We start from the raw sequence: 25,669 nt of genomic DNA, 5'->3' as shown, positions 1-25,669 counted from the left end.
CTCTGGGCAGTCTGCACGAAGGTGCTGCCGAGAGACGCCCTCAAAAACCTGGAAACAAGGATTTTGTCCGTCTCGAAGGGCTCGGTCGGGAGCCGTCGCTTCGCGTAATATATGCGAAGCTCTGAATGAACTACATCCGACGCCGACATGCCGGACGAATCCTCGCGACGACGCCCCGAAAAGGCTTTGGCGACACCTGACTTAACACTTGACCATAGGTGCCGGCCTTTGCCGTCCTTCGTCCGCACAGCAGGAGGCGCTCCCGAGGGCCCGGTGTAGCACGTGCTGCTGGACCCGCCATTTCGTGACTTGGACCGCTGAGGCATCCACATTGGATCCTCTATGTCAGCGCGCTGGGATGATCCATGCGACTTCGCAGGGCGAGTGTCAGGCATACCAGCTTCAGGGTAAGTAGTATCGCTGGGGCTCGCACCAGCGGAACTGAGCTGCAACTCGCTCAGTTGCTGTTCAAAACGTGCTTGATCCTCGGGCATGCCTCCCGATTGTTGCCGCACCCGCTGCTGTTCCTGCAGAGCAGCGTAGTCGCGCATCCAAGCGTCCGTATCAAACCATCCGTTGTGGGGCTCCAAATCACTCTCCATAGATGAGACAAATCACAGCTGGACCTAAGCTAAGCTCGGATGCGGAATTTGCATTCCGATCGAACCTAACGGCTCGAAGGCTTTGCGTTGTTCAACGTTCGGTATATCCCTCATTTAGCTGTCAGAAGGCTGACGAGCACGTTTGTAAGTGCCGGTAGTTTCACAGATGTTGGAGTGCGCGGCCTGTGAGTGGCAATGGCGGGGCTACTGATTTGCCATCTGACGTTTGATGTTCAAACTGGTTGCGAACTCGGATGGCTGAGCGGGAATGAACAGGGAGATATGATCTCCTCGAAGGCCGCTGACAGGCCGCTTCGACCGTCGCCGTGTCTATTGAGCTCTCGCCGCCTGCTTCCCACTTCCCATCGAGCGGATCAGGCCATTGCGGCTCGTCTTGTGGTCACGACACGCGCCCTGTTGCCCAGGACAGTGTCGAGACAAATTTCCAGTTCTCTCAGGCTGCAGCCCGCGCCCCCGATGCCGCAGTAGTTCCAGTGGTCTTCGCTTTTGGCGATTTCAGCATTTTGGCCGAGCGCAGGTCAGGTTTATGTCAGGTAAGGACGGCTATGTGTGATGGTCGAAGCTTTGCCATTGTCTCAGGAAAACATTTTGCGAAAGATCAATGTCTGTCGGGTGCTACGGGTAGGATTGGGATGACCGCCAAAGAATGCGAAGCACCCCCGCGCGCAAGGTCATCACGCCGAGAAGGCGAAGCCAGAACCTGCGGGCGCGCAGAGGGACATCGTCGCCTTTGGCGCAGGGCTTGATGACTGCGGTTCCCGTTATTTCCATGCCGCCGACGTGCGTGCGAAATCTCCTGCCGCGATTACTGCGTGTGCTTCGGATTAAGGGAAACTTTTGGGGACGGCCGCCGATGCCGTGCAAGCGATCGCATCCGGGCGATCGACAAGACCTCGAACGGAACCGATGGGGTCTCACGCATTGAGCTGACCAATGGGGCGGGTACTTCGGTCACATGCGCTTCGAGCGGCTAATGAGGGCATGGCCAGCGTCAGACTTTTCAAAATCCCGTTTCGTGAAGACCATCTTCGCCTGGATGCCCGGTCCATCGCAGCTCGCCCTACGGATGAGCGATCAGCCTCGACACTATAGGGGCGCATTGCCCGCATTGGAGATTGGATATGACGGGCATTGGACGATCTGGAAGATCGCACACGGGAGGTGCTGAGTCCGGCAGCACGCGGGGATCGAGCGGTCCGTGCCCGCAGTCAGGCCGCGCCCCCGAAGAAGGCAGTCAATCGTTCAATTCCGTCGTGCAGCGAATGCACTCTGGGCCTCAAAACCAAGCGACGTCTTCCGCTCCCATTGCGCCCCAAGCCGAAAATGCTGCTGGCGATCGCCCTGCCGGTCCCTCGCTTGGCTCACGCCGACTTTTGGCTGCTGCTCTAGGTCAAATCAGTGGGCGGCGTCGCCGTTTCCCCTCGGTGCCGGAGGGCGAGGGGCCAGCCCGAGAAGAAGGCTTGTTACATCCTGATGACGAATCCTGGCGCGGCGACCGATCAACCGGACCTTCATATACAGCCGCGCGCCCACCGCGCCAGCAAAGCGTGAGCGAACCGGCTGCCAGACCGGGTGAACGGCCTATCGACGATAAAGCCGGGCGGGACGATCACGGCGGGATCTCGCAACGGAACGGACCAAGGCGGCAGCCCGGCGGCGAACCCTGCCGCAGCCATCAAGCGGCCGGAAGCTCTCGCATCGACGCGTTGCCGCCGCATCGACAAAGCATACCCGATATGGCTGCTAGATCAGGCGAGCGACCTATCGACCATGGAGCGAGGCGGGATGGCCGCGCTGCAAACTCGCAAGAACTGCTTAATGGCGCCCTACACGACATTGGTTTCGCTGGTGACATCCGCAAATTCTCAATGGCTGTGGTGCGCTATCGCAAAGAACTGAAGATGCCGGAACTTGCAACATTCCTGCAACAGGCCGCTGCCCAGTTCAAATCTCGATTTGTCACCAACTGGCAGCACGAGATCCGCGCCCGGCAAACATGGGGATATGCCACAGTTTGCAATGCAGTGAGCCGCGAGGAAGGCCCGGCAGGCATGGAAGCTTGCCGGGCCATGGCAGCTCAGCTGTCTACGTTTGCCCACGAACTCATTAATGTCGAGCCCAAAGCGCTTGCGCTCTTGGCGTTATCGTTCAGTCGATATCCACGGGTGCCGGCCTGCCAAAACGGAATGGGCAGCATTGCTGAATTTTGTTGCCAGCAAAGCGGAGTGCTTCGGGAACTCGACAGTCAAAGCCTGGCCCTGTTGGTGAACGGGTTCAGCAAATGGCCGGAACAGGAAAACTCACGCCTTGCCTCGGTCGCAGTCTCCGGTGAGGTCCGTCGCCGCGCCGAACGGACAAACGGCCTTGCTGGTTTTGAGCCACAGCATTTGGCGAATCTGGTGAACGGTTTCAGCAAATGGCCGCAAGAGACGGGGTGTGGCACGGCCACGGTTGCCATCGCCAGCGAGGTCGGCCGTCGCGCTGGCCTAGCCAACCGGCTCTGTGATTTTCATCCGCAGGAACTGGCCAATTTGGTGAACGGTTTCAGCAAATGGCCGGAAGCTGCAGGCTGCGGTGACGGCACAGGCGCGATCGCTGGTGAGGTGCTTCGCCGCGGCCCCAGCCGGCTCTCTGCTCTTGATTCGCAGAACTTGGCGAACTTGGTGAACGGTTTCAGCAAATGGCCGGAGAGGACAGGGTGTGGCGCGGCCACGGCGGCGATTGCCAAAGAAGTTCTTCGCCGCGGCGCCGATGCGTTATCTGATTTTACTCCGCAGGGTCTGGCAAACCTGGTGAACGGCTTCAGCAAGTGGTCTGACACAGGGGGGTGTGGTGCGGCCACCCTCGAGATCGCGGGTGAGATTCGTCGCCGCGCCACTGGAGCGGATCGGCTCGCCAATTTCACTCACCAGAACCTGGCAAACTTGGTGAACGCCTTTAGCAAGTGGCCTGGACAAGAGAGTTCACGCCTTGCCGCTGTCGCGATCGCCGGTGAAGTCCGTCGCCTTGCCAACCGGCTCTCGGGTTTTGATTCGCGGGACTTGGCGAACCTGGTGAACGGCTTCAGCAAGTGGCCTGCCGAGTTGTCATGTGCCGAAGCCACGGTCGCGGTCGCCTGTGAGATTCGTCGCCGCGCCGATAGGCTGGCCGATTTTACTCCGCAGGCACTGGCGAATCTGGTGAACGGCTTCTGCAAACGGCCGGACCGAGTGAGCTGTAGTAGCGCCACGGTCGCGATCGCTGGCGAGCTGGTTCGCCGCGGCCCCGGCCGACTTTCCAGTTTTGCCCACCAGCATCTGGCAAACCTGGTGAACGGGTTCAGCAAGTGGCCCGATCAGGCGAACTGCCGCGAGGCCGCGCTCGCGATCGCTGGTGAGGTTCTTTGCCGCCGTGCCCGCCGGCTCCCTGGCTTTGATTCGCGCGAGTTGGCGAACCTTGCGCTCGGTTTCAGCAAATGGCCAGATGAAGCAGCCTGTGGTGACGTGACGGTCGCGATCGCTGGTGAGATGCTTCATCGCGGGGACCGTGCCGATGAGCTATCTGCTTTCAGCCCGCAGGATCTGGCACACTTGGCGACCGGTTTCAGCAAATGGCCAAAGCAGGCGGGTTGTGCTGCGGCCACCGTCGCTCTCGCCGGCGAGGTTCGCCGCCGCGCCGCCGCGCTGTCCGTCTTTGATCCCCAAGATCTGGCCAACCTGGTAGGTTGCTTCAGCAAATGGCCGGAACAGGTAGAGTGTCGCCGGGCTACCGTTGCGATCGGTTGCGAGATCCGGCGCCGCGCTGACCACGCTGGCCAGCTATCTTATTGTACCCCGCAGTCTCTGGCGAACCTGGTGAACGGCTTCAGCAAATGGCCGGATGAGACGGGCTGTTGCCAGGCCATAGTTGCGATTGCCGGTGAGGTTCGCCGCCGCCGCGCCCAGCTGACCGATTTTACTGCTCAGGAACATTCGAACCTGGTGAATGGCTTCAGCAAGTGGCCGGCAGAGGCGGGCTGTCGCGAGGCTACCGTCGCGATCGCCGGCGATGTGCTTCGCCGTGCCAATCGCGCCGAGCAGCTATCTGCTTTCAATCCGCAGGATCTGGCAAATTTGGTGAACGGTTTCAGCAAGTGGACTGACGAGACGAGATGCGGGGACGCCTCGGTCGCAATTGCTGCTGAAGTCCGTCGTCGCGCCGACCGCACCGGGGGGCTGTCCGATTTCTCCTCGCAGCAACTTGCTATTGTCCTGCATGGCTTCGGCAAATGGCCCGAACAACCGGTATGCCACGGGGCGATCATGGATATCGCGCGCGGGTTCGGCGCGGCGGGGCCAAGATTTAGCACGTTCACTACCGTCGCGCTCGGCACCATCGCCAATATCTTGGGGCGCGGCGTCGTACGGGGACAGGACGCCGGAGAGATTGCAGACACCGCTCTGCTGAGGGATCGGCTGCATCAGCTGGCCCATCATCTTCATTACGCCAGCGATCGCCTGGAGCAGGCCGATGCGCTAAGCATCGTGCATATCTTCAAGGCGCTGGCGAAGGCGCAGTTGCATGACGATTTGGGTCTGCTCGCACGGGCAGGCTTGGATCGGCTCGAGGCATTGCGTCGGACCTCTGGCTTTGCACCCGAGAACCTCGAGACCATGGGCAATCTCTGCGCCGCTCTGGTGCCTTTAGCGCGCAGCTCCCAAAGGGCGTTGCGCTGGCACCGCAGGCAGACTTTGAACCTGCTGAACGACATTCAACCAGTCGTGGAGCACAAGATCAAGGCGCAACTGAAGGCAAGCGAGGCCGAGCGGATCGCTGGACCGAATTCGAGCCGCTGTCCCGCCTTGTCGATTTATCAAGTGCTCAAGGCTCGTGCTGTTCTTGAGGGGCTTTACAAGAGGCCCTACGTCGATGCCGAAAGTTCCACTTTGAAGCGGCGTCGGGATGAGCTGCATCGCGGAACCAGGGAGATCCTGGCCAGCACGCGCGGCCTCATCGAAGGCGACCTTTCAAACATGAGTTGGAACCTTATCGCGCAGATCGAGGCAGAGGGGCCGGTCGAGGCGCTGGACGAGTTCATGGCGCAGAATGCGGCACTGATCCAAGCTCGACATCCAGCCGCCGTCTTCGATGTCCATAAGGTATTGCGCGCTATGGATCACGAGCCGAGACCGCCGGAGGGTGATGCGGGGCTGATGCAGTTGCCGGTGGTGGACATGCAGGGGCGGCGATTGCCGACGGAGCCCGAGACGCGCTATTCCACTTTCCATCGCCTGACCTCGGGGGCGGTGAAGGTGGTCGCGGTACAACTGCCGGGAAAGCCGAGCGCCTTCATGCTGGGACGGACATTGAGCGTCGAGGGTGTGCCATACCGGATGGATCTATTCGGCGGCAGCAAGTCAAAACCGCCGAAAAAGACCCTCGCCCAGATCGCCGCCCGCGCTCCAGGCGAAACGGCGGCTCAGGCGCTCGGGGGGAAGCTGCTGGCAATTCCATATGCCGAAACCGCTCCGGGTACGGCGTTCGAGCAGCTGTCGCGATACTGGGCGCCATTCAAGGAAGCCTATTATTACACGCAGCGTCGAGGCTTTGCCGCGCCCCCGGCGGTCAAAGGTCTAGGGCCCCACGACTACGCACTCGAAGGAGCCTTCAAACTGTCACTGCTGCCGGACCGTCCCACGGGCGAGGCGCACCCCTTCAGGCTGACGGGGCCGGAAGGCCCGATCGCCTTGAGACCGCATGACGGTTGCGGCTTCATCAAGGCTTCGTTGGCCGAGCGTATGCCGGCTGTTCGTCGGGCCGCTCAAGGCCAAGGTCTCGATCGGGTGGCTGCTTTTGCTGAGGCAAGGAGATCGTCCGTTCCTGCCTCGGCGCTGCAACATTATCCGCGCAGCGAGCTGGTGGCGGATGAGACGCGCGAGAAGGCCAAGACCTGGCTCGACAGCAGAGAAGGACAAGAGCTGGGGGCCGAGGATCTGTTTCGCACCGTGACGGCCGGACACATCGACGCTCCCGGCGCGGTCGCCGTACCGTCCAGTGATGATTGCGTCCATGTGCCCACGCTCAAGAGCGAGACCTTGACGGGGAGGGATGGCGTGCTGATCGGGCGAGCCCCCTATGACAAGGCTAACCTGCGGCCATTTGGCGCCAAGCAAGTCAGGTCGGCAGGTGACGGGGATCCGACTGCGGCCTTCCTGGACGGCTGCGTAGCCATTCAATACAGTTTCAATGTCGCTGAGAAGAACGGGAAAGAACTGGCGGGCGACGATCCGATGTTTTTTGCCAAAGGCATTCTGATCGTCGTGCCAGATAAGATGTGGCCGGCCGACTACGCCGAGCGTGAGCTGGTGCTGTCCGCCGAAGACGTCAAATCGCATTCGAGCTGGACACACGGCAAGGATCGCGCCAAAGTGGACACGCCGGTCGACAGTATAGGCATTCTACAGGCGACGGAGGTGTTTGCTCCGGGCTCTTTGGTTGCTATCCCGACCAGTGAACAGAAGAAGCTTGACGGCGACTTCGACGGGGACGCGGTCATCATCATCGGCGACCGACCGCAGCTTTATGAGCATGTGCGGCAGTTCGATGAGAAGGAGCAAGAGCGCGGCGTTCGCTCACTCAAGCCRGCGAAGTCGCATACTCCGGCGCTTAAGGACGATAGCTACCAGTTCAGTCGTGCCCGCCAGATCCTTGCCACCACACAGGACGTCCTGGAAACCTATAGCTGCCTGCAACGAAACTTTCTGGCGCAGTCCGACGAGGCGCGACGCTGGTTTGCCGAGCGTGCTGTCTTCGGCACCTACGAGGGCATTCACCACGAGCTCAGGCGGGACATCGCGAACCTGTTGAACGCGGAAGAGGTGCGGGGCCAGGACATCCAGGACACACTCGCCAGGGCGAGGCAGGAGATCGAGGTCGCCCGGCATCCCGTCGCGCGCGAGATGGCCGCCTTGCTCGTGACCGAGCTCGCGGCATGGGCGGGGAAGGCGGATCAGCAAAACTTGTCCGCAACCGTCGAGACCGTGGACGATTTAAGCCCGTCAGTGAGCCCAGCGCTTGCAAACCTTTTCCAGGAATTGGCGGAGAGCTATCCGGCAACGTCCCAGCCTCGCGACCGCGTCCAGCTTTTGCTCGACCACACTCAAGCCCGGATAGATCCTTCCCCGGATGGCTACAATCCGGACGACCTCGTCGAGAGCACAAGCAATCTGCTGAGCCTCGGCATTAAAGTCGGGACGGATGCTTATAAATCCGACACCGGCACCCGCCGGTTTCTGAAAAAAAGCCATGAGCTGCAGCGGCTCCTATGCCAGACGCCAGGCTTGCAGCCCGTGCCCTACGTCAAGAGCATGGCGGCGACACTCAGCCAGGGCAGGTTCGATGTCGATGCGACGTTGGAGGAACTGAAGGACAATCCCACGCTGGCGGCCGGTGTCATGGAGGCTTCGATCAAATTCGCCGCACAGAACGGCCTGTTGCCCGAACGCTCCGGCCGCCGCCCTGCCACAGTGGATTCCGATATGACGGTAACGCTGAGCCGCCAGGAAGCATCGGAGCAGGCCAAAATCGAGGCGAGGCGCGCGAGAGTTGAAGAGGAGGCAATCACCGCAGCAGCAATCTCGGTTGCCGAGAGCCTCAGGCAGACCGGCATCCCGGTGAACATGCCTCATTTCGATCGCCGGGTGCGATCGGAAGGCTCGATGGCTGACCAGCTCACCGGATTGAACGCCCCCTCTGGCAGCGCGCCGCAGCTGATTAGCAACGCTGTCCGCCACATCTTCGAACTCCCCGACCAGGATTTTACCCGTGGCTTTAAGAAAGCCATCCTGGCCTTCGACGAGCGCGGCTACGCCGAACGCCACACAAGCAACTGGTTCAGGATGCGCAATCCGACTTTCAGCGGCATCCAGAGCGTGCTCGCCACACCGCATGGTTATCGCTTCCAGGTTGAGTTCCATACGCCGGCTAGCTACCAAGCCAAGCTCGCCAATCATCACACATACAAGCAGCTGGACAAGCTGCGGCGGGTGGGTGGGGATGTTCCTGCGGAGCAACTCATGCAGCGCGTCATGGAAAACTGCCAAGCCGTCCCAGTCCCCGATGGCGCTCTCGCCGTGCTTCATTGGGAAGCCGAAGGTGAGCGCGGGGCAAGCGTCACTGCAGCCCTGAAATTGCGACCTGTCGGGCAATCGAATATGCCGCAAACCGTCGGGTCATCACAGGCGAAGGAAGTCCTCGCGGCCCTCGGCGGTCGGCCGGTCGTACTCGTTGGCATGCCGGGCGCCGGAAAATCCAGCATCGGCCCAGCTCTCGCGAAGCGACTGCAGCTTCCCTTCCGCGACACGGACGAAATCATCGAAAAGCAGACCCACAAATCGATCTCGCAAATCTTCGAAGAGCAAGGCGAGGCCTACTTCAGGGAGATGGAGGCGAAACTGATCGCCCGTCTGCTGGAGGCAGAGCCCGCGGTGATCGCCACCGGCGGCGGCGCGTTCATGCATGAGCAGAGCCGCCGTCTCATCAGCGACAAGGCGGTCTCGATCTGGCTCGATACCAAGCTGGAGGTGATCAAAAAGCGCCTCAAAAGGGATACCAGCCGCCCGCTGCTGCGAGGCCCTGACCAGGAGCAAAAGCTCGCCCAACTGATCGATGAGCGCAGACCATTCTACCAACAAGCCGATCTCACCTTCGTCCCGCCTCACCAGCAAGACAAAAAGAACGCGGATCCATGCCTCAGCGCGCTATACGCCCATCTGTGCCGAACGCGGCCGCCAATCAGCAGGTCGCCGATAGGGTCGCATCACCAGGATAAACCGTAGACAAAGCACAGGAACTAAGGGAGCGCATGAATGAGCCCTCTGTATCTTTTCAAGTCGCTGGGCAGTGAAAACGCCAATACGAGAGTGTAATAACCGCCGAAACGAAGTCAGGGGCCATCGTCGATGGCCTCATCGCGGGCCGGATTTGTTCACGACCCAAAACGCCGCCGCAGCCGCCAAGCGCTCGCCGGCAAAAGCATTCGCTGACTTGCGTCTGAAAGGAAAAAGCACCGTTCCGCACCCACGCCATATGCCTATGGACCGCCAGCTTAGCGGCGATCGTGAACGGGTCGATAACGATGACGCGTCGAGTCCCTTACCATATCAATTCATCGATCGGCAGAGTTCGCATACTCCGAACCCTTTAAATCAAATCTGTTCAATTGCGGCACCGAGCATGACTGACCCTTCCGATCCCACCTTGCCGGGTAAATGGCGCCTTTAAAGCCGCCGCGCATCGATATGAGCAGGCCAGCCCGTATACGACCTTCAGTTTTTGTGACAGCGTCTCTTCGTTTTTTTGGGGGCCGTCAGCTTCTCGAAAGCTCGCGCTCTTACCTTGAGCAAGTCGATTTTGAACACTGCATCGCAGCCTCTTGAGGGCAATAAAGAACCGAGGTACCTGATGGTCGGAGCAATTAGAGGTGGAGGTGGCGGCACCGGTGCGTCCTTGGATCGAGCGGGCCATGGGGATAGGCACGATGAGCCCGGCGGGCCTTCTGGTGGTGGCCGACCGATTGGGGAGAGCGGACGGGACAGCGGTCCGGTTAGTTCTGGAAATGACCCGCAATCGGTAGATCAGAGTGCGGCATTCCAAAGTGTTCTGAGTTCCATTGCAGTACAAATGGCGAGCGATTCCATGGCTGATTTCGATGACGCCATGGGTGATACGGAAGAGGATGCCTGACGCCGGATTCTTCGGCGTCAGGTGTGTAAGCCGTCAAGCACGGCACAATTCGAACGGAAAGGTAAAACGATATGTCTAAAGTTGCTCCCGCTGGTGGTGGTGCTGCTCCTGCCCTTGGCAATATGGCTAATGAAGGGGCTGGGGCTGCCGCCTTCCAGTCGCAAATTGCGGCGCTCACGGCAATGAGCGCAGAGGCCACGGAACGGAGTGTGATGCTGCGCACCGTTACGACCAACCTTCAAACGGTCAAGAAGGTGGCCGACGAGCGCGTTCAGTAACATTGCAAGCGGGACGTAGCGTCGTCCCGACCGCTGCCTTGGCGGTGCAATGTGGAGTCAAAGTGAGCCGTACGGCCATGGCTGTACGGCTCATCTCCTTGTGCGGGAGAGTTCCGTGAATGACGCCATTTCTATCGATTTCGAAGTGCTGTCGGGTCTCTATTCTGGGCTGACTGGTAATGCGCCTCTGGGGCCGAATGTAATCGGTAGTGGTCTTGAATCCGATATAATTTTCATCGAACAAGGGCTAGAGCCGCGTCATCTTCGTGTCAGTCTTCTTGGCAATTCGATTGAGGTCGAGGCCCTTGCGGATGGGATCCGCATAGAGGGCAACCAAAATATCGCCGTAGGCGAGCGCGTTGTTGTCTCTCTTCCTGTCGTCATTCATGTGGGCGCGATGTCCATTCTCTGGTCCATTCAAGATGCGGGGGAGAAGCGCCCCATTGGCATGCGTCGCCTCTCAATGCCAGTGATAGCCGTTGTCTTGGTGAGCTGCATTGGCCTCGGTGCGCTCTCAACCATTTTTTCCCTCTACGGCAGTACCAGCGGACTGAGCGCCAATCCTACTAACCCCGCACCTATATCGAAGGTAACCATCAAGCGCCCTGGTGATCAGAGCGTCCAGTTAGCGGCGAAAGCGCTGCAAGACGAAATTGATCGGGCGCAGTTATTCGATATCAAAATCAAATCCGTAGACAGTGTTGTTACCGCCGAGGGCACCGTCACGCCTGTCTTGGTCTCCAAATGGCAGAAGATCCAACAGCGGTTCGATCATCGCACAAATGGAGCGCTAACACTCGTGAACGGTGTGGTGATCAAAGAGGACAAGGCACCATCCGCAATCCCCATTGAAGCTGTGTGGCGCGGGAATCTTCCACATCTTCTGATCGGTGGGCAGAAGTATTTCGTGGGAGCTCTATTGGATAATGGATGGATGGTCGATCGGATCGAGGACGCTCAGGTGCTGCTGAGCCGAAATGGCCGCGTTGCTGCGCTCCCTTATTAAACTCCCAGGTTCGGTAGGAGAACTCCATGGTCAAGATGTCCAGCTTCCCTGTCGGCTCCGGCACCTCGGCGCACGATCTTACCATTAAGCCTGCAGGAGCAGCCGAGCCGGCCAATGGTGAAACCAAAAAGATGGAATTCGATCGCGCTCATGCAAATCGCAGCAAGAAGCATGCATCGACTTTGCGGCGTGCGCACGCGCACGATATGCCGCTCACACGCACGGCCAACGGATTGTTGGGAATTAGTGAAATCGAGGCGGTCACGTCCGTCAGCCCGAGCGAGAGCTTTCAGATCAGTGAGATCGACCCCCGCGCTGCAGCGGCCGCTCTTCATGGCCATACTCTCGCACGTAGCCAGCTCTCCTTCATCATGCCACGCATACGTCATCCGGAAATCCTGCGCGAAGGGAAGCGTAGTGTTCTTCTGGAGCGCTTGGTCAAGGCGCTAGCGGCGGTACCTGAGGATTCGGTGGCGCGTGAAGGTATTGCCGCCCTCCAAGAGGAGTTTCGGCGGCTGGTGCTGTTGCGACTGAACCGGAACAGCTTGATCAAGGCGAGCGAAGGTCGACCTGGATGAAGAATAGAACTTCAATGTTGGGTTATCTCGTCGGGACACACGTTGCCAAAGACCGGTGATGTCGTGCTGATTTCCGAGCAGGAGCGAGATTTGCTCTGCGCCCTTTCCTATACCCACCTTGCTTGTGGGCAGAGCGCCCAAAGCCTAGCCTTGTTGCGGCTCGCCGTCAGCGACAATTCTCAAGATGTCAACCTGCTACGGATTTTCGCCTATGCGTTGATTGCTGAGGGTCTCGGCGATGAAGCATTGACGATCCTGGACAGGCTGGACGTACTTGATGACCAGCAATCTTCTCGCGTCCCTTTGACTCTCATGCGCAGCCATGCGCTGCTGCGAGCCCGTCGCATGGACGAGGCGCGAGCGGTCTTCCAAAGCTACGTTTCACTCCGCAGCAGCACAATTCTTCTCAAACAAACATAAAGAAGGTCGCGATGGCGAACCTCATGCGCAACTTCATCGCGCGAGCGCCGGCCAACCCGGATCTAATGGTCGCGTTAATGCTGCTTCTGGCGATCGGTATGATGATCATGCCAATCCCAATCGGCGTCGTTGACGTCCTGATCGGATTCAACCTCGGATTCGCCATACTTCTTCTAATGGTTGCCCTGTATGTCGGCACGCCACTTGAACTTTCTTCCCTGCCCGGCGTCATTTTGATCTCCACGGTGTTCCGCCTCGCGCTTACCATTGCAACGTCGCGACTAATCCTTGCGGAAGGGGAGGCCGGTAGCATCATCCATACGTTCGGCGACTTCGTAATCTCAGGCAACATCGTTGTAGGTTTTGTGATCTTTCTAGTGGTGACCATGGTCCAGTTCATGGTTCTCGCAAAGGGTGCCGAACGCGTTGCAGAAGTGGCGGCGCGATTCACGCTCGACGCTCTGCCAGGCAAGCAAATGGCGATCGATGCCGAGCTAAGGAACGGCCACATCGATGAGAATGAATCTCGTATGCGGCGCGCCATGTTGGAGAAAGAAAGCCAACTTTATGGCGCTATGGACGGGGCCATGAAGTTCGTGAAGGGCGATGCCATCGCCGGGCTGGTGGTTATCTGTATCAACTTGCTGGGCGGAGTTTCCATCGGGCTGTCCAAGGGGTTGCCCTTCGGCGAGGTGGTGCAGCAATATACTCTGCTGACCGTAGGTGATGCATTAATCTCACAGATTCCAGCACTGCTGCTGTCGATTTCATCGGCGACCATAGTCACGCGTGTGGGCGGGGCCGGGAGACTCAACCTTGGTGCCGACATTGCCGGCCAGCTCACCGCCAATACGCGCGCGTTGAGGCTGGCTGCTGGTGTCTTGGTTGCGATGGGGTTTGTTCCTGGCTTCCCTCTGCCCGTCTTTCTCGTGTTGGCTGCGTTCTTCGCGGCGGCAAGTTTTACCAAAGGTGATAAGCAAAACGGCGACAATGCCACTACTACCACCGCAGCTCCAGGGAAGCCAAAAAAGCAAACCCCACCTCCGGAAGGAGGTCCGATCMCCCTGCTCCTTGCACCGAGCCTTGGAGATGCGATCAACGAAGCCGAATTGCAAAAGCACATTGAGCGCGTTTCGGAACTGGTCTCATCTGACCTCGGCATCATTGTTCCCCGCATCCCTGTTGCAGTCGAACAGCAGTTGCCGGAGTCGCAGTTCAGGATAGATGTCGAGGGCGTGCCGGTCGAACAGGATGCGATTGATGCGACGCAGCTAAGGCTTACTGACGATCTGGCCAATATTGAATTGAGCGGCATCCCCTTCCAGCATGACCCAGAAGCGGGCAAGATCTGGGTCGAACAAAGCCATGCATCGGCTCTCAATGACGCCGGCATCGGCTATCACAGTCCCATCGAACTTATTGCATCGCGAGTCCAGGCAACGCTCACGCGGCGTGCGCGGCGCTTGGTGGGCATCCAAGAGACCCGTGAATTACTGGGCCGAATGGAGCAGGAATATGCCGAGCTAGTGAAGGAGGTGCTACGCACGACGCCGGTCCCCCGGGTCGCTGATGTCCTGCGCCGTCTACTGGACGAAGATATCCCGATCCGCAACACCCGCCTCGTCTTGGAGGCGTTGGCCGAATGGGGGGAGCAGGAGCAAAACGTCGCATTGTTGACGGAATATGTTCGCTCCGGTCTGACGCGGCAGATCTGTCATCGTTTTGCTAACGCTCAGGGTGTCCTGCCCGCCTTTATTATCGAACGTGAAACCGAGAATTTGGTGCGCGGTGCGATACGTGATTCGGCTGTTGGTCCCTACCTCGTATTAGGGGATGCGCAAAGTGAGATGCTGCTGTCACAAATGCGGCAGATCCATTCGAACCCTGCGCCGGGTCAGCGCCATCCTGTCATATTGGCTTCAATGGATGTCCGACGCTTCGTCCGCGGTTTCCTTACCCGCAACGGGATCGATCTCGTCGTTTTGTCTTATCAGGATCTGGATTCGGAGTTTACGATTCAGCCGGTCGGATCCGTCAAGCTCACCGCCGCAACGAATCACGAAACGTCGGGAGAGCGTAACAATTTGCGCGTTGAGCCCAGCTGAAATCGTAGCATCAGTCGTAAGGATAGCGGCATTCCCATGAGAACAGCAGTCGTTGCGCAGTTGCGTTCAGTTCGTCTGGCGTCAATTCCCTTCGCAATACTTACCATTCTTCCTCTCGGTGGTTGCACTAGCTGGGGCCCACAAGGTCTTTCAGTGAAGGAGACGCCGTCACCCGAATTGCTCGGCGCCAAGGATATCAATCCGGGAATGCGCGAACGCATCTTGAGCTCCGTTGGTCAGGATGCTCATGAGCGGGCTTTGCGGGATCAGCTGCAGCAGCAACCAGGCAATGTCGACGCGGCGATAGAGCTTACGAAAGCCCTACTAGCAAGGAAACTCCCGAACGAGGCGCTCCAGGTGCTCGATGGGGTTTTGATTGCGGCTCCCGGCAACTTGCGCACATTGAACGCGAAGGGAGTTGTGCTCGATATATGCGGACGGCATGGCGCGGCCCAAGCGCTATATCGCCAAGCTCTCAGGAAAGAACCCGGGAACCAGATGTTGGTCAACAACCTTAACCGGTCGCTCGCGCTTGACGAGAAGTCAGGACGGAGTGCGCCGGCACGATCGCGGTAGACTGGCATTCGCGCGGAAGCTCATCGCACGCACCAACATAGTCGCAGCAGCTTTCATCAGTGGTTCCCGCAAAACCTGACGAGCCCGAAATCAGCGCGAAAAGTCTTGGTCCATAGGTACGTGAATTGATCTCTCAAATGCTTGGATCCAGAAAGTGGACGCCTTCACGGTAATCAAACAGAGTATGTCTCCGAACGTACGTTCCTCTTCGGTCTTGAAACTTGGAGGTGCAGAAGAGGGTGTTTATCGCTGCGACATAAGAAGTCGTTCAGGAACGGCACGGCATTTTGTTGTCAATGAAGAACTGGCGCGTGTCTCTGTCGTTCAGCAAGAGCGTCCGGTGGGAATTCTTTCGAGTGTCTATTTTTGTGAAATAGGGCGTACCTTTCAGCTGGCCGACTGGCGCGAGGGGCTATGAAAAAGGGGCCTCTATCCGACCTCTTAGTCGAACGGTTTGAGACGATGCCGCCTCAGCTCCAGCGGGCTGCCCGGTTTGTGTTGGACCATCCGCAGGACGTCGCGTTAATGTCCATGCGCGAGCTAGCGCATTTAGCGGGTGTGTCCCACACGACCATGATGAGGCTAGCGCGATGGCTCGACCTCGACCGCTACGAAGACATGCGCAGCGTTTATGCGAAGGCCCTGCGCACGTCTGCCGAATCGCCGCTGCCTGAGCCTCGGCAAGATGGCGATGGCAGTTACTCAACGGTCGGAGTCGTCGCGGGCACGCTGGCAGCCGAAATCGCGAGGCTCGGGGAATGTGCGAACGCGATGCAGCTGACGGCTGCTGCCAGTGTCCTTGCCGAGAGCCGAAATCTCTTCTGCCTTGGCTTGCGCGCAGAGCATCCAGTGGCACAGCATTTTGCCTATACGCTGTCGCGGCTCGGCCGGCAGGCGGTCGTTCTTGATGCGGCCGGGGGACTCGGCATCGATGCCTTGCGAGATGTCGGGAGAGGCGACGTAGTACTGGCGGTAGGCATCGAGCCTTACTGTCGTGCAACCATCGAAACGGCTAGGCAAGCAGCGCGCCAAGGAGTGGCTGTGGTTGCCATCACCGACAGCAGCGTATCGCCGCTCGCCCGTGTGGCCAAGGCAAGCGTCATTGTAATTAGCAATCCACAATCCTTCTTCAAAAGTATCGCGCCGGCTCTGGTAGCAAGCGAGATCTTGGCCAAGTTGATCGCTGCCAACTCCGGAATGAATGTCGATGAGGTCGTGAAGGAAATCGAGCGCCAGCTCGCGGAGCTCGATGTCTTCTGGAAACCGCCCCATAGTGGGAAGCGCAGAGGGCGTGCGAAATGTAATCCAACCGCTGGAACCGCGATTAGCGCGTTTCCGGAAATTACTTGATGATTACCCGCGTGATTATGTGCGCAAAGCGACATGGAAGGGTACGCTTATCGCAAGCGCCTGGACGGCTCGGCATGGTACCAAACCCTGCACGTGCGGAGAAACGATTTGAGCATGAAAATGGAAGCGAACTCCAGCCTGCTAAACCTCGCCCGCAACCCACCCCGGAGCTCGCCATTGGCCGTCCAGGCCTGCGGATTCCAACGTGAAGCCGGCCGCCGTTCCGATCAAACACCGCCACCATTCCGGTATGAAGCCGGCTACCATTCCAACCAAAGACCGGCCGGTTTTCGGCACTGAAGATAACCTCCTGAGTCAGCAACTTTGGCATCAATTACCTCGCGATGAACGAGGAGATTGTGATGCCGGCAAAGAGAAGGCTGACCATGAGAGTATTGAGACAAATGCTTCGGCTTACCGGAAGCGGGACCAGCTTATTGTGGTCGTGCTGGGAATAGCATGCAGTACGGTGCCGGATAATCTGGCGCGCAGCGGCAATCGCGTTGAGCTGCCCCAGCCAGGCGAGCTGACCGATGACGCAGCTGCGCGTCACACCGCGGGCATCAAGCGGCAGATGCGCCGCCGCTCCGCGATTAGCCGGTGATCGGCCACATCAAGGCCGAGCACCGGATGGACCGCAACTACCTCGCCGGCGAGCAGGGCGACGCCGTCAACGCCATCCTGGCCGCCGCCGGCTACAACTCCTCGCTGCTGCCCAACTGGTTCGGGCAGCATTTGTGGCTGCTCCTCGCCGCGCTCCGGCATTCACCAGATCCGACAGCTTCGCAACGGCAGCCGGACGGGGCTCGTCGAACGGGAAGATCGGCCGGCCGTGCAGCGAGTTCCTCCTTCGCACCTGGAGGTGATGATCTCGACTGCGTCCTGCCGCGCTCTCCGTCCGTCAGCCTGTCGACAGCTGAGCCCCATAGAAACAGTTCTTAGCCGCCAGGGCGGCTTGAGCTGCTCGGAACAGGTAAGGGAGATACGATGGATCCCTTTAGCAATATCAATCGGTCCCACGTCTCAGATTTCGCCCGCACAGACGATGCAGGCTCGCAACAGCAGCAGACTGACCAGGCGCGTTTTCAGGAGCATCTGAACGCGTTGCAGCCGGGCCAGCATCGGCCAGCCGTTCCGAACAGCCGTCTTGCCAGGCGGACCGGCTCACATGCTGATGCGGTTGGACCGAGGATGCTGCAAGAGGAGGGCGCCGGGGAAGGCGATTCGCACTTGCCCTTTGCTCCACCAGCTCACTCACCTGCGCAGAGTTTTGACCAGGACGAGCTCTTTGCCGCCGCCGACCGCGCCGGGCCGTTTGCGGCTGCAAGTTTCGCTTCGCAGTTCTGGCAGGATGCGGAGCGGGTGGCCCACTCACCGGCGCAAAGTGGCGATCAGCCGCGGAGCCGCGCAGCGATTGGGGTCGGTTGCGAAGCTTCGAGTTCCATCCCGCCGCCGCGGGTCAACCTGCCCGCCACGGGCTTTGGAAGCGCACCCGATGGCGTGAGCCTCCCTCACGTCATCGCGGACGCATATCGGCCTGCGGCCAATCAACAGGGCGATTTGACCGGCGCAAGCCATACAATGCCGACCGCGGCGCCGCACCAGGCTGCCGTCGTTCAGCAAACGCGCAGTCGCAAGCGCGGCCGCGAGCATCCGGACGAGGCGCTTTTTGCCGCTTACCGTGCCCAGGCGGCTAAAACAGCTAAGGTGGGTGAAAGCTCGATTCGTGGCGATATAACGGCGCTGCGCAAGTTCAGCATATGGCTTGACGAGAACCACCAGAGCCAAATCAACGGTCGGATTGAGGATGGGCAGCTGGTCGGTCTGGTGAAGGACTTTGCGGGCAACGATGCCGTACTACTGGGCGATACCAAGGTGGCGTTGGGAAGGCTGCGGCAGCATTCTGCCGGACAGCCTGTGACGGCTGCTTCGGCTGTTCGACCCGGCACGAAGGACGATGAGGAACTCTTCGCCCAATACCGGGCAAAAGCCATGGTCAAAGGATCAGCCGTGAGGCGCGATCTAGCGGCCTTGCGCAAGTTCAGCAGATGGCTCGCCGAGAACCACCGGACGCAAATCGCCGGCCGGATTGAGGACCCCGGGTTGGACGCGCTGGCGAAGGGCTTCGCGGAGCGCGATGACGAGCGTATCAATCCGGCGTTGAAGAGGCTCCGGCAAGCTTCTGTCAGACAGCCTGGGACGGCTGCTTCGAATGTTCGACCTGGCACCAACGATGATGAGGAACTTTTTGCCCAGGCTGCCGGCCTCAAAGAACGAACCCTGGGAGGCGATTTGACCGGCGCGCGTCAAATAATGCCGGCCGAGGCACCGCACCAGGCTTCCCTCGTTCAGCAAACGCGCAGTCGCAGGGGCGGCCGCGAGCACCCGGACGAGGCGCTTTTTGCCGCCTACCGTGCCGAAGCGGCTAAAACAGCCAAGGTGAGTGAAAGCTCGATTGCTCGCGATATAGTGGCGCTGCGCAAGTTCAGCAAATGGCTTGACGAGAACCACCAGAGCCAAATCGACGGTCGGATTGATGACGAGCAGCTGGACGGTCTGGCGAAGAACTTCGCGGGCAACGATGCCATACTACTGCGCAAACTTAACGTGGCGTTGGAAAGGCTCCGGCAGCATTCTGCCGGACAGCCTGTGACAATCGTTTCTAAGATCCGGGAATTTGGCACGAAGGACGATGAGGAACTCCTGGCCAGATACCAGACAAGAGCCATAGCTGCCCGCCTCAAAGAAGGAACCATGTCGCACGATCTAGCGGCGCTGCGCAAGTTCAGCAAATGGCTTTACGAGAACCACCGGACGCAGATCGCCGGCCGGATTGAGGACCCGGGGCTGGACAGTCTGGCGAAGGACTTCGCGGGCAACGATGCAAAATTACTGAGTGAACTTAATGTGGCGTTGGGAAGGCTCCGGCAAGCTGATGCCGGACAGACTGTCACAACAGCCAGATCGCGCCTTATCAGCGAAGAGAACCAGGTGATCGAAGACGCATGTCAGGCAGCTGCGAGCAGGTACGGTCAGGTCACGCTAGCGATCTATCGGAGTCATTTGGGTCGTTTCAACAGATGGCTCAGTCAGAACTTCGGCGAGGGCATTGCCCGGATTGAACCCGCGATGCTGAGCCGGGCGGTTGACGAGTACAAGAAGAACGCAGCCCCCGTTTTCAGCGCAGCCTGGGGCTTTCTGCAGAAATACCGGCAAATGGTCGCAGCCAACAATGCGCTGGGCTTGGCAGCCCATGGGCAAGCCGCCCCGCGCGAGCAGCCAAGCGGCCCGCCCGCTGGAACTGTGCAGAGCACCTCGCCTGTGGTCCTCTCGCCCATCCCCATGTCCCCGGGCGACCCGGCTTGGGACGTGTTGAGAGCCTTCCATGAAGAAGAGGCCGCACAGCGTGGCGCGCCAATAGCTACCAATGCGGCGCAATTCCATCAGATGACATCGCTCCTGTCAGAATTGGCGCCCGTGCCGGCCCCATCCTCGTCTGCTCAAAGTGCCGGCTCGTCCTCGCCCTTTGCCGGCCTTGCGCCGCTGTCGCCCACACCTTATCGGCATCCCGATTTTGATCTGAATGCGCTCACGCCCGTGCAACTGGCTGAGGAGGGTAGCGGCTCGGGCCATTGGACCGCAGTTGCCGGCTCGGCAATTGCCCAGCCCGGCTCGTCACGTAGATCATCGCAGATCAATGCCGGCCTTGATGACATCGTCGACTTGCAGGACGATGCCGGCTCCGCGCCGCGGTCGGACGCTGCCAGGTCGAGATCGATTGCCGGGCCATCGCCATCATCGAGCGTGCCTGGCGAAGGTTCCGCGGCGTCGAGCGCTGCACATGGCAGGCTCCCGGATCCCGGGTCACAGCTTGGCTCGCGGGAGCAGGCCGATTGGGGGGTAAGGCCCGCCGCCTCGCCGGAAAGTTACGATCAGTCGCAACTTTGGCAGGACGTGGATCAAGCCGGAAGGCAAAGACCTGCCGGTTGGGACCGCCCCTGGTCAGCGTGGTCGCCGCAGTCGGATCAAGACATGGGGCCAGCCCGGCGGTCCGCGTCAGCTCGCTCGTCTGACATCTACCGCGGTCTTGACCCCCTGGTCGATTTGCCGTCCACACCGGCCGAGCTGCGTGATGAGGCCCATTATGCCCCGCCTCCAGGTACAGCCTCCGACGCTCAGCTTAAGGCGCTCAATCCGCGAGCATCGTCTCACGACCGCAGCGGGCTGGCGCTCGCCGCCACGCAATGGCTGGGCGATGAGCATATCCAGAGAGACTACGAGCTGCTGGCGCAGGAGCTGCAGAGGGAAAATCCAGATCTCGCCGCCCGAACGCAGCTCGTCGACCCGCTGATAGCCCATTACCATCTGCGCCTGGGCTCCGATAATGCCGCCCTCAGGGCTTTCCAGCGCATCGTCTATGATCGCAATGGCAATGATACAGCCGACTTCCTGTTCCTGCCTGTCAACGATGCCAGCGCTACCGATCCCCAACGCCGCGGCAGCCACTGGTCGCTGCTTCTGGTAGATCGACGCGAGCGGGAAAGGCCGGTTGCCTATCATTACGACTCCGCCGGGCGGCACAACGACCAGCCCGCGGCACAGCTCGCAAAACGGCTGGGAGCCCGCCTGGAGCCGGCCCGCATAACCCAGCAGCAGAACGGCTATGATTGCGGCGTCTTTGTGCTTGACGGCACCAGGGCGCTGGTCGGACGACTGGGGCAAAGGTGGCAGCCAGCTAGGCTGCACCTCGACAACTTCGTCATCGATCGGCAGGCACTCCAACACCGACTGCGGGGCTGATGTCGGCCTCTGCTGGTCAAAAACCGATAACCGACCGAGGTGTTCTGAAATACCAGCCTGATCCCGGAGCCGCCGTGCGCCATCGCTAAACCTCCCACGAAGAGGTCAAGCTTCCATGTAATGAATTTCAGTTCCAGATTTAGGGGCCCGCCTAGGGGATCGGTCATCAGCCGATAGCTTTCCGCTCATGTCTTATTCTTCTTGCCACGATCACAAGGCTGAGAGCTTGCGTGCAACCTCTCGGACTTGCATGGATCCACTTTATTTCGGGGGGCTTGGGGAGGAAGAAGCCTGTCGTAGCCCATTTAGTGAATGTCGTTGCGCTGGGATCACCCGCTCTCGATTGTTGTGCTCTTCTGAATCTCAGACATAGACGCGTGGAACGTGGTCCCGAAGCTGAGCATACAGCCCGACGATGTCGGTGCCCCACCAGGTGGCGACCTCATGCTGTGTGATGGTCTGGTCTCCCTGCTGCCCGAGCAAGAGCACCTGATCGCCGAAACAAGCATCGGGGATCTCCGTGAGGTCGATACGGAGATGTTCTAAATGAACCGGCGGCAGCAGAGGCGCACGCCGGCCTCTCACCAGTGCCTCAGCGCCGGGCGGGAGCTGACGTGGCAGCCCGTCTCCCCAACCGATACCGAGCACTCCGACGACCATTCCTTGCTGGTAGCCAGGCAGGTCCGGCGCCGTCCCGAGCGAGGAGTCGGTCCGCTTGATTGAAACCAGAGAGCTCGAAATGGCCTTAAGAGCCGGCCGCAGGGCGACAGGCCGGGTGGAATGATCCGTCTCGGAGACACCAATGAACAAGGCGCCGGGATCGACGGCATCGAAATCCATCTCAGGGTATCGAAGCACGCCCGCCGTGCTCGCCACCATCGCAATGGGAGGTCGTGTCCCAGAAGCATTGGCCGATTGAAGAATCTGCTGCAAACGGGAGCGCTGTTCGCTTAAATGGAAGGGCGTCTTCGAAGGCAGTTCGCTGAGATGCGCATAAAGCCCTTCGACATCGACATCGTCATAAGCATGGCCGGCCGCGAGCAATGCGCCGACAACCGATGGCGCTGCCCCCGACCTGTAAAAGCCAAGATCAACCTTTACAAAGACCCGCGTGCTGTCCATTGCAGCACGCCAGCGCTCCAGTTCCTCGAGGCTGGAGATCGTGACTGTAAGCCCGAGCCGTTCGATGATGTCGGCCGATGACGGCAGAGGTCCTGGATAGAGTAGGATTGGAAGCTCGACCCCCATATGCCTTATCGCGACCGCATCCGGCAGCGCAGCGACGCCGAAGCCGTCAACCCCCTCTGCAGCCAGAGCTGAAGCCACCGGTCCGGCGCCGCACCCATAACCGTTGCGCTTCAGGCACGCGAAAATCCGGACTGCCGCGGGCAGGTGTGCGCGAAGCTGGCGATAATTGTGCCTGATCGCGTCCAGGTCGATCTCGTACCAGCTGCCGCGCAGCGGCGTGCGGTGGGGGTCAGAGGCGCCGGGTGGACCGCAATGTATCAGTGTCTGATAGTCAAGCTGCATGACAAAAACGATGAAAACAATCCCGAGAACGGTCGATTTATCAGGTCTTTTTGAGACCGTCTAAGTGCTGGTGATAGGTGGGCTCCTAAACGCGCTCGGCAGCATTCCACCCTCAAGGAGACAATTTAATCATCAGAGGGGCAAGGCCATCAGTGTTGGCAGGCCCACATCGCCCAGGACGCTTGCGGGCCTGTCTCAGCGAGCGCCCCTTTGGCTTATCAGGTAGCCTTGCGGCCAAGTCCCATTGACTTGGCAAGCGAAGAACGTGCGGCGGCGTAATTCGGGGCCACCATCGGATAGTCAGCCGGCAGGCCCCATTTGGCGCGGTATTCGTCCGGCGTCAGGCCATAGTGAACGGAAAGATGCCGCTTCAGCGACTTGAACTTCTTCCCGTCCTCCAAGCTGATGATGTAGTCCGGCGTGACGGACTTCCTGATGGGCACCGCTGGCGTGAGAGTTTCCGGCTTTTCCGCCGTGCCGCCGCCGGCGCTCTTCAACGCTCCATGCACTCGATCGATCAGCGCCGGGAGATCTCCGACCGGGACTGGATTGTTCGAGACATAGGCTGAGACCACCTCGGCGGTCAGCTCGATAACGGCGCTAGTGTTGTCGTCGGTTTCTTCCATCGCGGTGCACTTCTTGCCTGAAGCAATGTCGCCGAAGCTCCTCGTTTTTTAACGGTGGCGCGGCATGAACGCAACGAAGTCCGCGGGTACGGGGTCGGGTTGAAAGTCCACGGAGGCTTTTTGCCACCGACGGCCCCCGGAAGCGCGCAATTATCGCCCCCTCCCGGAGGCTCTACAAGGTCATGAAGTTTATCGGACCTCTAGGTCCGCTTTACCATGGTGTCGGGTTGCGCGATTGTCGGCGCTATGGACACAAGGTGCTTGATGCGCCAGACGAAGAAGGCATTGCCTTTCGTGCCGAGCGAATTTCACATTTCGACAGTCGAGGATTCCAAAGCGAGATTGGCATTCTCTCGATTCACACCACCGAAGGCCTGTTGGATATCGCGCTGGACGCGCACGCTGCCTACGCGATCCTGAAGGCCATCCGTTCGATCCGGTCGAAACTAGGCCTGCATAAAAGAAAGCCCGGTCGTAAGCCGGGCCCAGGAGTTAAACGGGAACGCAAGGGCCAACCGGAGGGATCAGCAGTCCCTTAGCTTGCATCCGCATCATGACGGCTGAATGAAGTCTCGCTAGGCAATACTTTACGGTGCCTCGGCCGGCGCAAACGCCTCAAACCCTGCGGCGTGGGTGAACTGGACAGCAGCTGATCAGGTGTGGCGAAATCGGGAACCGCGGTTCCCGGCGAGTGAGATAGCGCTTAACGAATCTGCCGATTTTCTTGGTGCGAAGGGGTCCCTCCTCCTGTCACGGGCCGAGGTTCCCGGCACGGTGGGCTGTGCAACATGTGTGGACACAGCGCCCGCACAGGCTCCGGATGCGGTCTCAAAGGTCTGCGAATATGCGCTGAAACCGAGATGGCGGGCCGACCTAGCTTGGTGGTCTCCGGCAATCGCGCCGGCGCGACCGGCTGCCGCCGGGCTGAGTAGCTTCGGAAAGTCTTCCGCCAACTGCAGCGACGTGTGCGCGGAGGGCAGGGGCGGCTCGAGCCGTCCATCCGGCCGGAGGAGCTGTCCGAGTCGGGTGGCGACGCGAGCCGCAAGCGAGCCCTATCGTGAATTGTCCGGCGATGACAAATTACGAAATGTAAAGGCCTTCGTCCGAACGTGATCTGAGGGAACCGACCCCCGGTCCTGCCCGGTGAAATTGGCCCAGCCGACCGGCTTGGAATCTTCCGGCTTTGCCGCCCAATGCCCGGACTAATCCGAGATCAGTGGCAATAACAGCCGTCCATCCCGCCGCTTCGACGGTTCAGATGGGGATTTTTGCGCTGGAAAAGATCGGACTGGCGGTCGCTACGCCATAGTCGTGAAGCCGCGGTTCGCCCTCTCTTTGTTGCCCTGCGACGATCGCACGACGGTCGGAGACCCGCCTCCCATGATGGAAGAAAAAGTCGGTTTTTGTACGCTGTGTAAGTCGCGGTGTGGCACCATCAACGTCGTCGAAAACGGCTGGCTCAAAAAGGTGGTGCCAAATCCTGATCATCCGACCGGAAAGGCAATTTGCCTCAAGGGCCGATCGGCGCCGGAAGTCGTCCACAATTCACGGCGTCTTACGGCGCCGCTCCGGCGCACGACGCCGAAGAGCGATCCGGATCCGCGGTGGATGGAGATCTCTTGGGACGAAGCACTCGATGAGATCGGTGATCGGTTGAAGGACCATGTTGCCCGAGGCGGTCCGGAGTCCATCGCTTTCGCGGTAACCTCGGGATCGTCATCCCCGTTGTCGGACAGCACCTATTGGATCCTGCGATTCGGAGAGCTTATTGAACGCGCGGCGTTCGATTGGGATTTCGTGCGAGATTGGACGAATGCTCCATGTCTTGTCAGGTCGGACAACGATCGCTTGGCGCGGAGCCTGTAGCTGTCGCGCGCGGATGGTCAGCACGTGGCTGTAGTGTGTTCGAAGACGATTTCCTCGATTGCAATTGCGGCTTTCAACCAGGGCGAAATCCTTATCATGCCTTGCAGGCTCTGCGCCGGGATCTTCGCCTCGGGCGGAAGCAGGACTGCTGTGAAGGCGAGTTCCGCCGACAGTCGCCTCGCCGCATGACCCCTTTGCGCTTGAAGCCT

The 25,669-nt window shown here is 59.8% G+C and carries 16 protein-coding genes and 1 pseudogene; 14 read left to right on the top strand and 3 right to left on the bottom strand.

Going from position 1 to position 25,669, the window contains the following annotated elements; genetic code table 11:
• The first annotated feature begins 2,329 nt into the window (after window positions 1-2,329).
• From LCM4577_RS29065 to LCM4577_RS29010, 12 genes and pseudogenes are all read left to right on the top strand, one after another.
• Window positions 2,330-9,418 carry a shikimate kinase gene (locus LCM4577_RS29065; RefSeq protein WP_338012048.1) on the top strand — a complete coding sequence of 2,363 codons (7,089 nt, stop codon included), beginning with the start codon at window positions 2,330-2,332 and terminating at the stop codon, window positions 9,416-9,418.
• Window positions 9,419-10,396: 978 nt separating this feature from the next.
• Complete coding sequence (locus LCM4577_RS29060) at window positions 10,397-10,603, top strand: hypothetical protein (RefSeq protein ID WP_040971374.1); 207 nt, start codon at window positions 10,397-10,399, stop codon at window positions 10,601-10,603.
• 115 nt (window positions 10,604-10,718) lie between these two features.
• A complete protein-coding gene (locus tag LCM4577_RS29055) occupies window positions 10,719-11,609 on the top strand; it encodes a hypothetical protein (protein ID WP_071074411.1) in 891 nt (296 codons plus the stop codon).
• 26 nt (window positions 11,610-11,635) lie between these two features.
• Complete coding sequence (locus tag LCM4577_RS29050) at window positions 11,636-12,187, top strand: hypothetical protein (protein WP_071074410.1); 552 nt, start codon at window positions 11,636-11,638, stop codon at window positions 12,185-12,187.
• Window positions 12,188-12,229: 42 nt separating this feature from the next.
• Window positions 12,230-12,607 carry a M48 family metallopeptidase gene (locus tag LCM4577_RS29045; RefSeq protein ID WP_096874933.1) on the top strand — a complete coding sequence of 126 codons (378 nt, stop codon included), beginning with the start codon at window positions 12,230-12,232 and terminating at the stop codon, window positions 12,605-12,607.
• Between the two features lie 11 nt (window positions 12,608-12,618).
• On the top strand, window positions 12,619-14,712 hold the full coding sequence (sctV, locus tag LCM4577_RS29040; RefSeq protein ID WP_071074409.1) for a type III secretion system export apparatus subunit SctV: 2,094 nt from the start codon (window positions 12,619-12,621) through the stop codon (window positions 14,710-14,712).
• 153 nt (window positions 14,713-14,865) lie between these two features.
• Window positions 14,866-15,288, top strand: a complete 423-nt coding sequence (locus tag LCM4577_RS29035) for a tetratricopeptide repeat protein (RefSeq protein ID WP_082047141.1) — start codon at window positions 14,866-14,868, stop codon at window positions 15,286-15,288.
• Between the two features lie 154 nt (window positions 15,289-15,442).
• Window positions 15,443-15,706 carry a hypothetical protein gene (locus LCM4577_RS29030; protein WP_131614332.1) on the top strand — a complete coding sequence of 88 codons (264 nt, stop codon included), beginning with the start codon at window positions 15,443-15,445 and terminating at the stop codon, window positions 15,704-15,706.
• Entirely contained in the window at window positions 15,703-16,638 is a 936-nt protein-coding gene (locus LCM4577_RS29025; RefSeq protein WP_071074408.1) for a MurR/RpiR family transcriptional regulator, read from the top strand. The genes LCM4577_RS29030 and LCM4577_RS29025 overlap by 4 nt, the downstream gene beginning before the upstream one ends.
• A gap of 205 nt (window positions 16,639-16,843) precedes the next feature.
• Window positions 16,844-17,242 (top strand): hypothetical protein, encoded by a 399-nt coding sequence (locus LCM4577_RS29020; protein WP_371410087.1) that lies wholly within the window; start codon window positions 16,844-16,846, stop codon window positions 17,240-17,242.
• A pseudogene (locus LCM4577_RS29015) lies at window positions 17,236-17,421 on the top strand (IS5/IS1182 family transposase); the annotation flags it as partial. The gene LCM4577_RS29020 and the pseudogene LCM4577_RS29015, both read left to right, overlap by 7 nt.
• 204 nt (window positions 17,422-17,625) lie before the next feature.
• Complete coding sequence (locus tag LCM4577_RS29010; RefSeq protein ID WP_244508453.1) at window positions 17,626-21,438, top strand: Ulp1 family isopeptidase; 3,813 nt, start codon at window positions 17,626-17,628, stop codon at window positions 21,436-21,438.
• A gap of 363 nt (window positions 21,439-21,801) precedes the next feature.
• Here the strand turns inward: LCM4577_RS29010 and alr are convergent, their stop codons facing one another.
• Window positions 21,802-22,968 (bottom strand): alanine racemase, encoded by a 1,167-nt coding sequence (gene alr / locus LCM4577_RS29005; RefSeq protein WP_082056433.1) that lies wholly within the window; start codon window positions 22,966-22,968, stop codon window positions 21,802-21,804.
• Between the two features lie 218 nt (window positions 22,969-23,186).
• A complete protein-coding gene (locus tag LCM4577_RS29000) occupies window positions 23,187-23,594 on the bottom strand; it encodes a MucR family transcriptional regulator (RefSeq protein WP_040971399.1) in 408 nt (135 codons plus the stop codon).
• A 182-nt stretch (window positions 23,595-23,776) separates the two neighbouring features.
• Between LCM4577_RS29000 and LCM4577_RS28995 the strand changes: the two genes are divergently transcribed.
• Window positions 23,777-24,133: a hypothetical protein gene (locus LCM4577_RS28995; protein ID WP_198540316.1), complete on the top strand. Its 357-nt coding sequence runs from the start codon at window positions 23,777-23,779 to the stop codon at window positions 24,131-24,133.
• An 841-nt stretch (window positions 24,134-24,974) separates the two neighbouring features.
• The gene (locus LCM4577_RS28990) at window positions 24,975-25,460 is read left to right on the top strand and encodes a molybdopterin-dependent oxidoreductase (protein WP_083354898.1); all 486 of its coding nucleotides are present in this window, start codon (window positions 24,975-24,977) and stop codon (window positions 25,458-25,460) included.
• Between the two features lie 17 nt (window positions 25,461-25,477).
• Here the strand turns inward: LCM4577_RS28990 and LCM4577_RS28985 are convergent.
• Window positions 25,478-25,669, bottom strand: a 192-nt coding sequence (locus LCM4577_RS28985) for a hypothetical protein (protein WP_206744902.1), incomplete at its 5' end; no start/stop codon positions are given.

The organism is Mesorhizobium sp. LCM 4577, from assembly GCF_001854795.2.
GTDB classification, from domain to species: Bacteria; Pseudomonadota; Alphaproteobacteria; order Rhizobiales; family Rhizobiaceae; genus Mesorhizobium; species Mesorhizobium plurifarium.
The sequence above is the reverse complement of the archived record's forward strand: the minus strand, read 5'-3'. Positions and strand labels throughout refer to the sequence as shown.

What these genes read in the sequence shown, in the direction of transcription:
- LCM4577_RS28990 (WP_083354898.1), top strand. Translation starts at nt 24,975, where the DNA reads ATGATGGAAGAAAAAGTCGGTTTTTGTACGCTGTGTAAGTCGCGGTGT.
- alr (WP_082056433.1), bottom strand. Translation starts at nt 22,968, where the DNA reads ATGCAGCTTGACTATCAGACACTGATACATTGCGGTCCACCCGGCGCC.
- LCM4577_RS29050 (WP_071074410.1), top strand. Translation starts at nt 11,636, where the DNA reads ATGGTCAAGATGTCCAGCTTCCCTGTCGGCTCCGGCACCTCGGCGCAC.
- LCM4577_RS29000 (WP_040971399.1), bottom strand. Translation starts at nt 23,594, where the DNA reads ATGGAAGAAACCGACGACAACACTAGCGCCGTTATCGAGCTGACCGCC.
- LCM4577_RS29010 (WP_244508453.1), top strand. Translation starts at nt 17,626, where the DNA reads ATGGATCCCTTTAGCAATATCAATCGGTCCCACGTCTCAGATTTCGCC.
- LCM4577_RS29025 (WP_071074408.1), top strand. Translation starts at nt 15,703, where the DNA reads ATGAAAAAGGGGCCTCTATCCGACCTCTTAGTCGAACGGTTTGAGACG.
- LCM4577_RS28995 (WP_198540316.1), top strand. Translation starts at nt 23,777, where the DNA reads ATGAAGTTTATCGGACCTCTAGGTCCGCTTTACCATGGTGTCGGGTTG.
- LCM4577_RS29060 (WP_040971374.1), top strand. Translation starts at nt 10,397, where the DNA reads ATGTCTAAAGTTGCTCCCGCTGGTGGTGGTGCTGCTCCTGCCCTTGGC.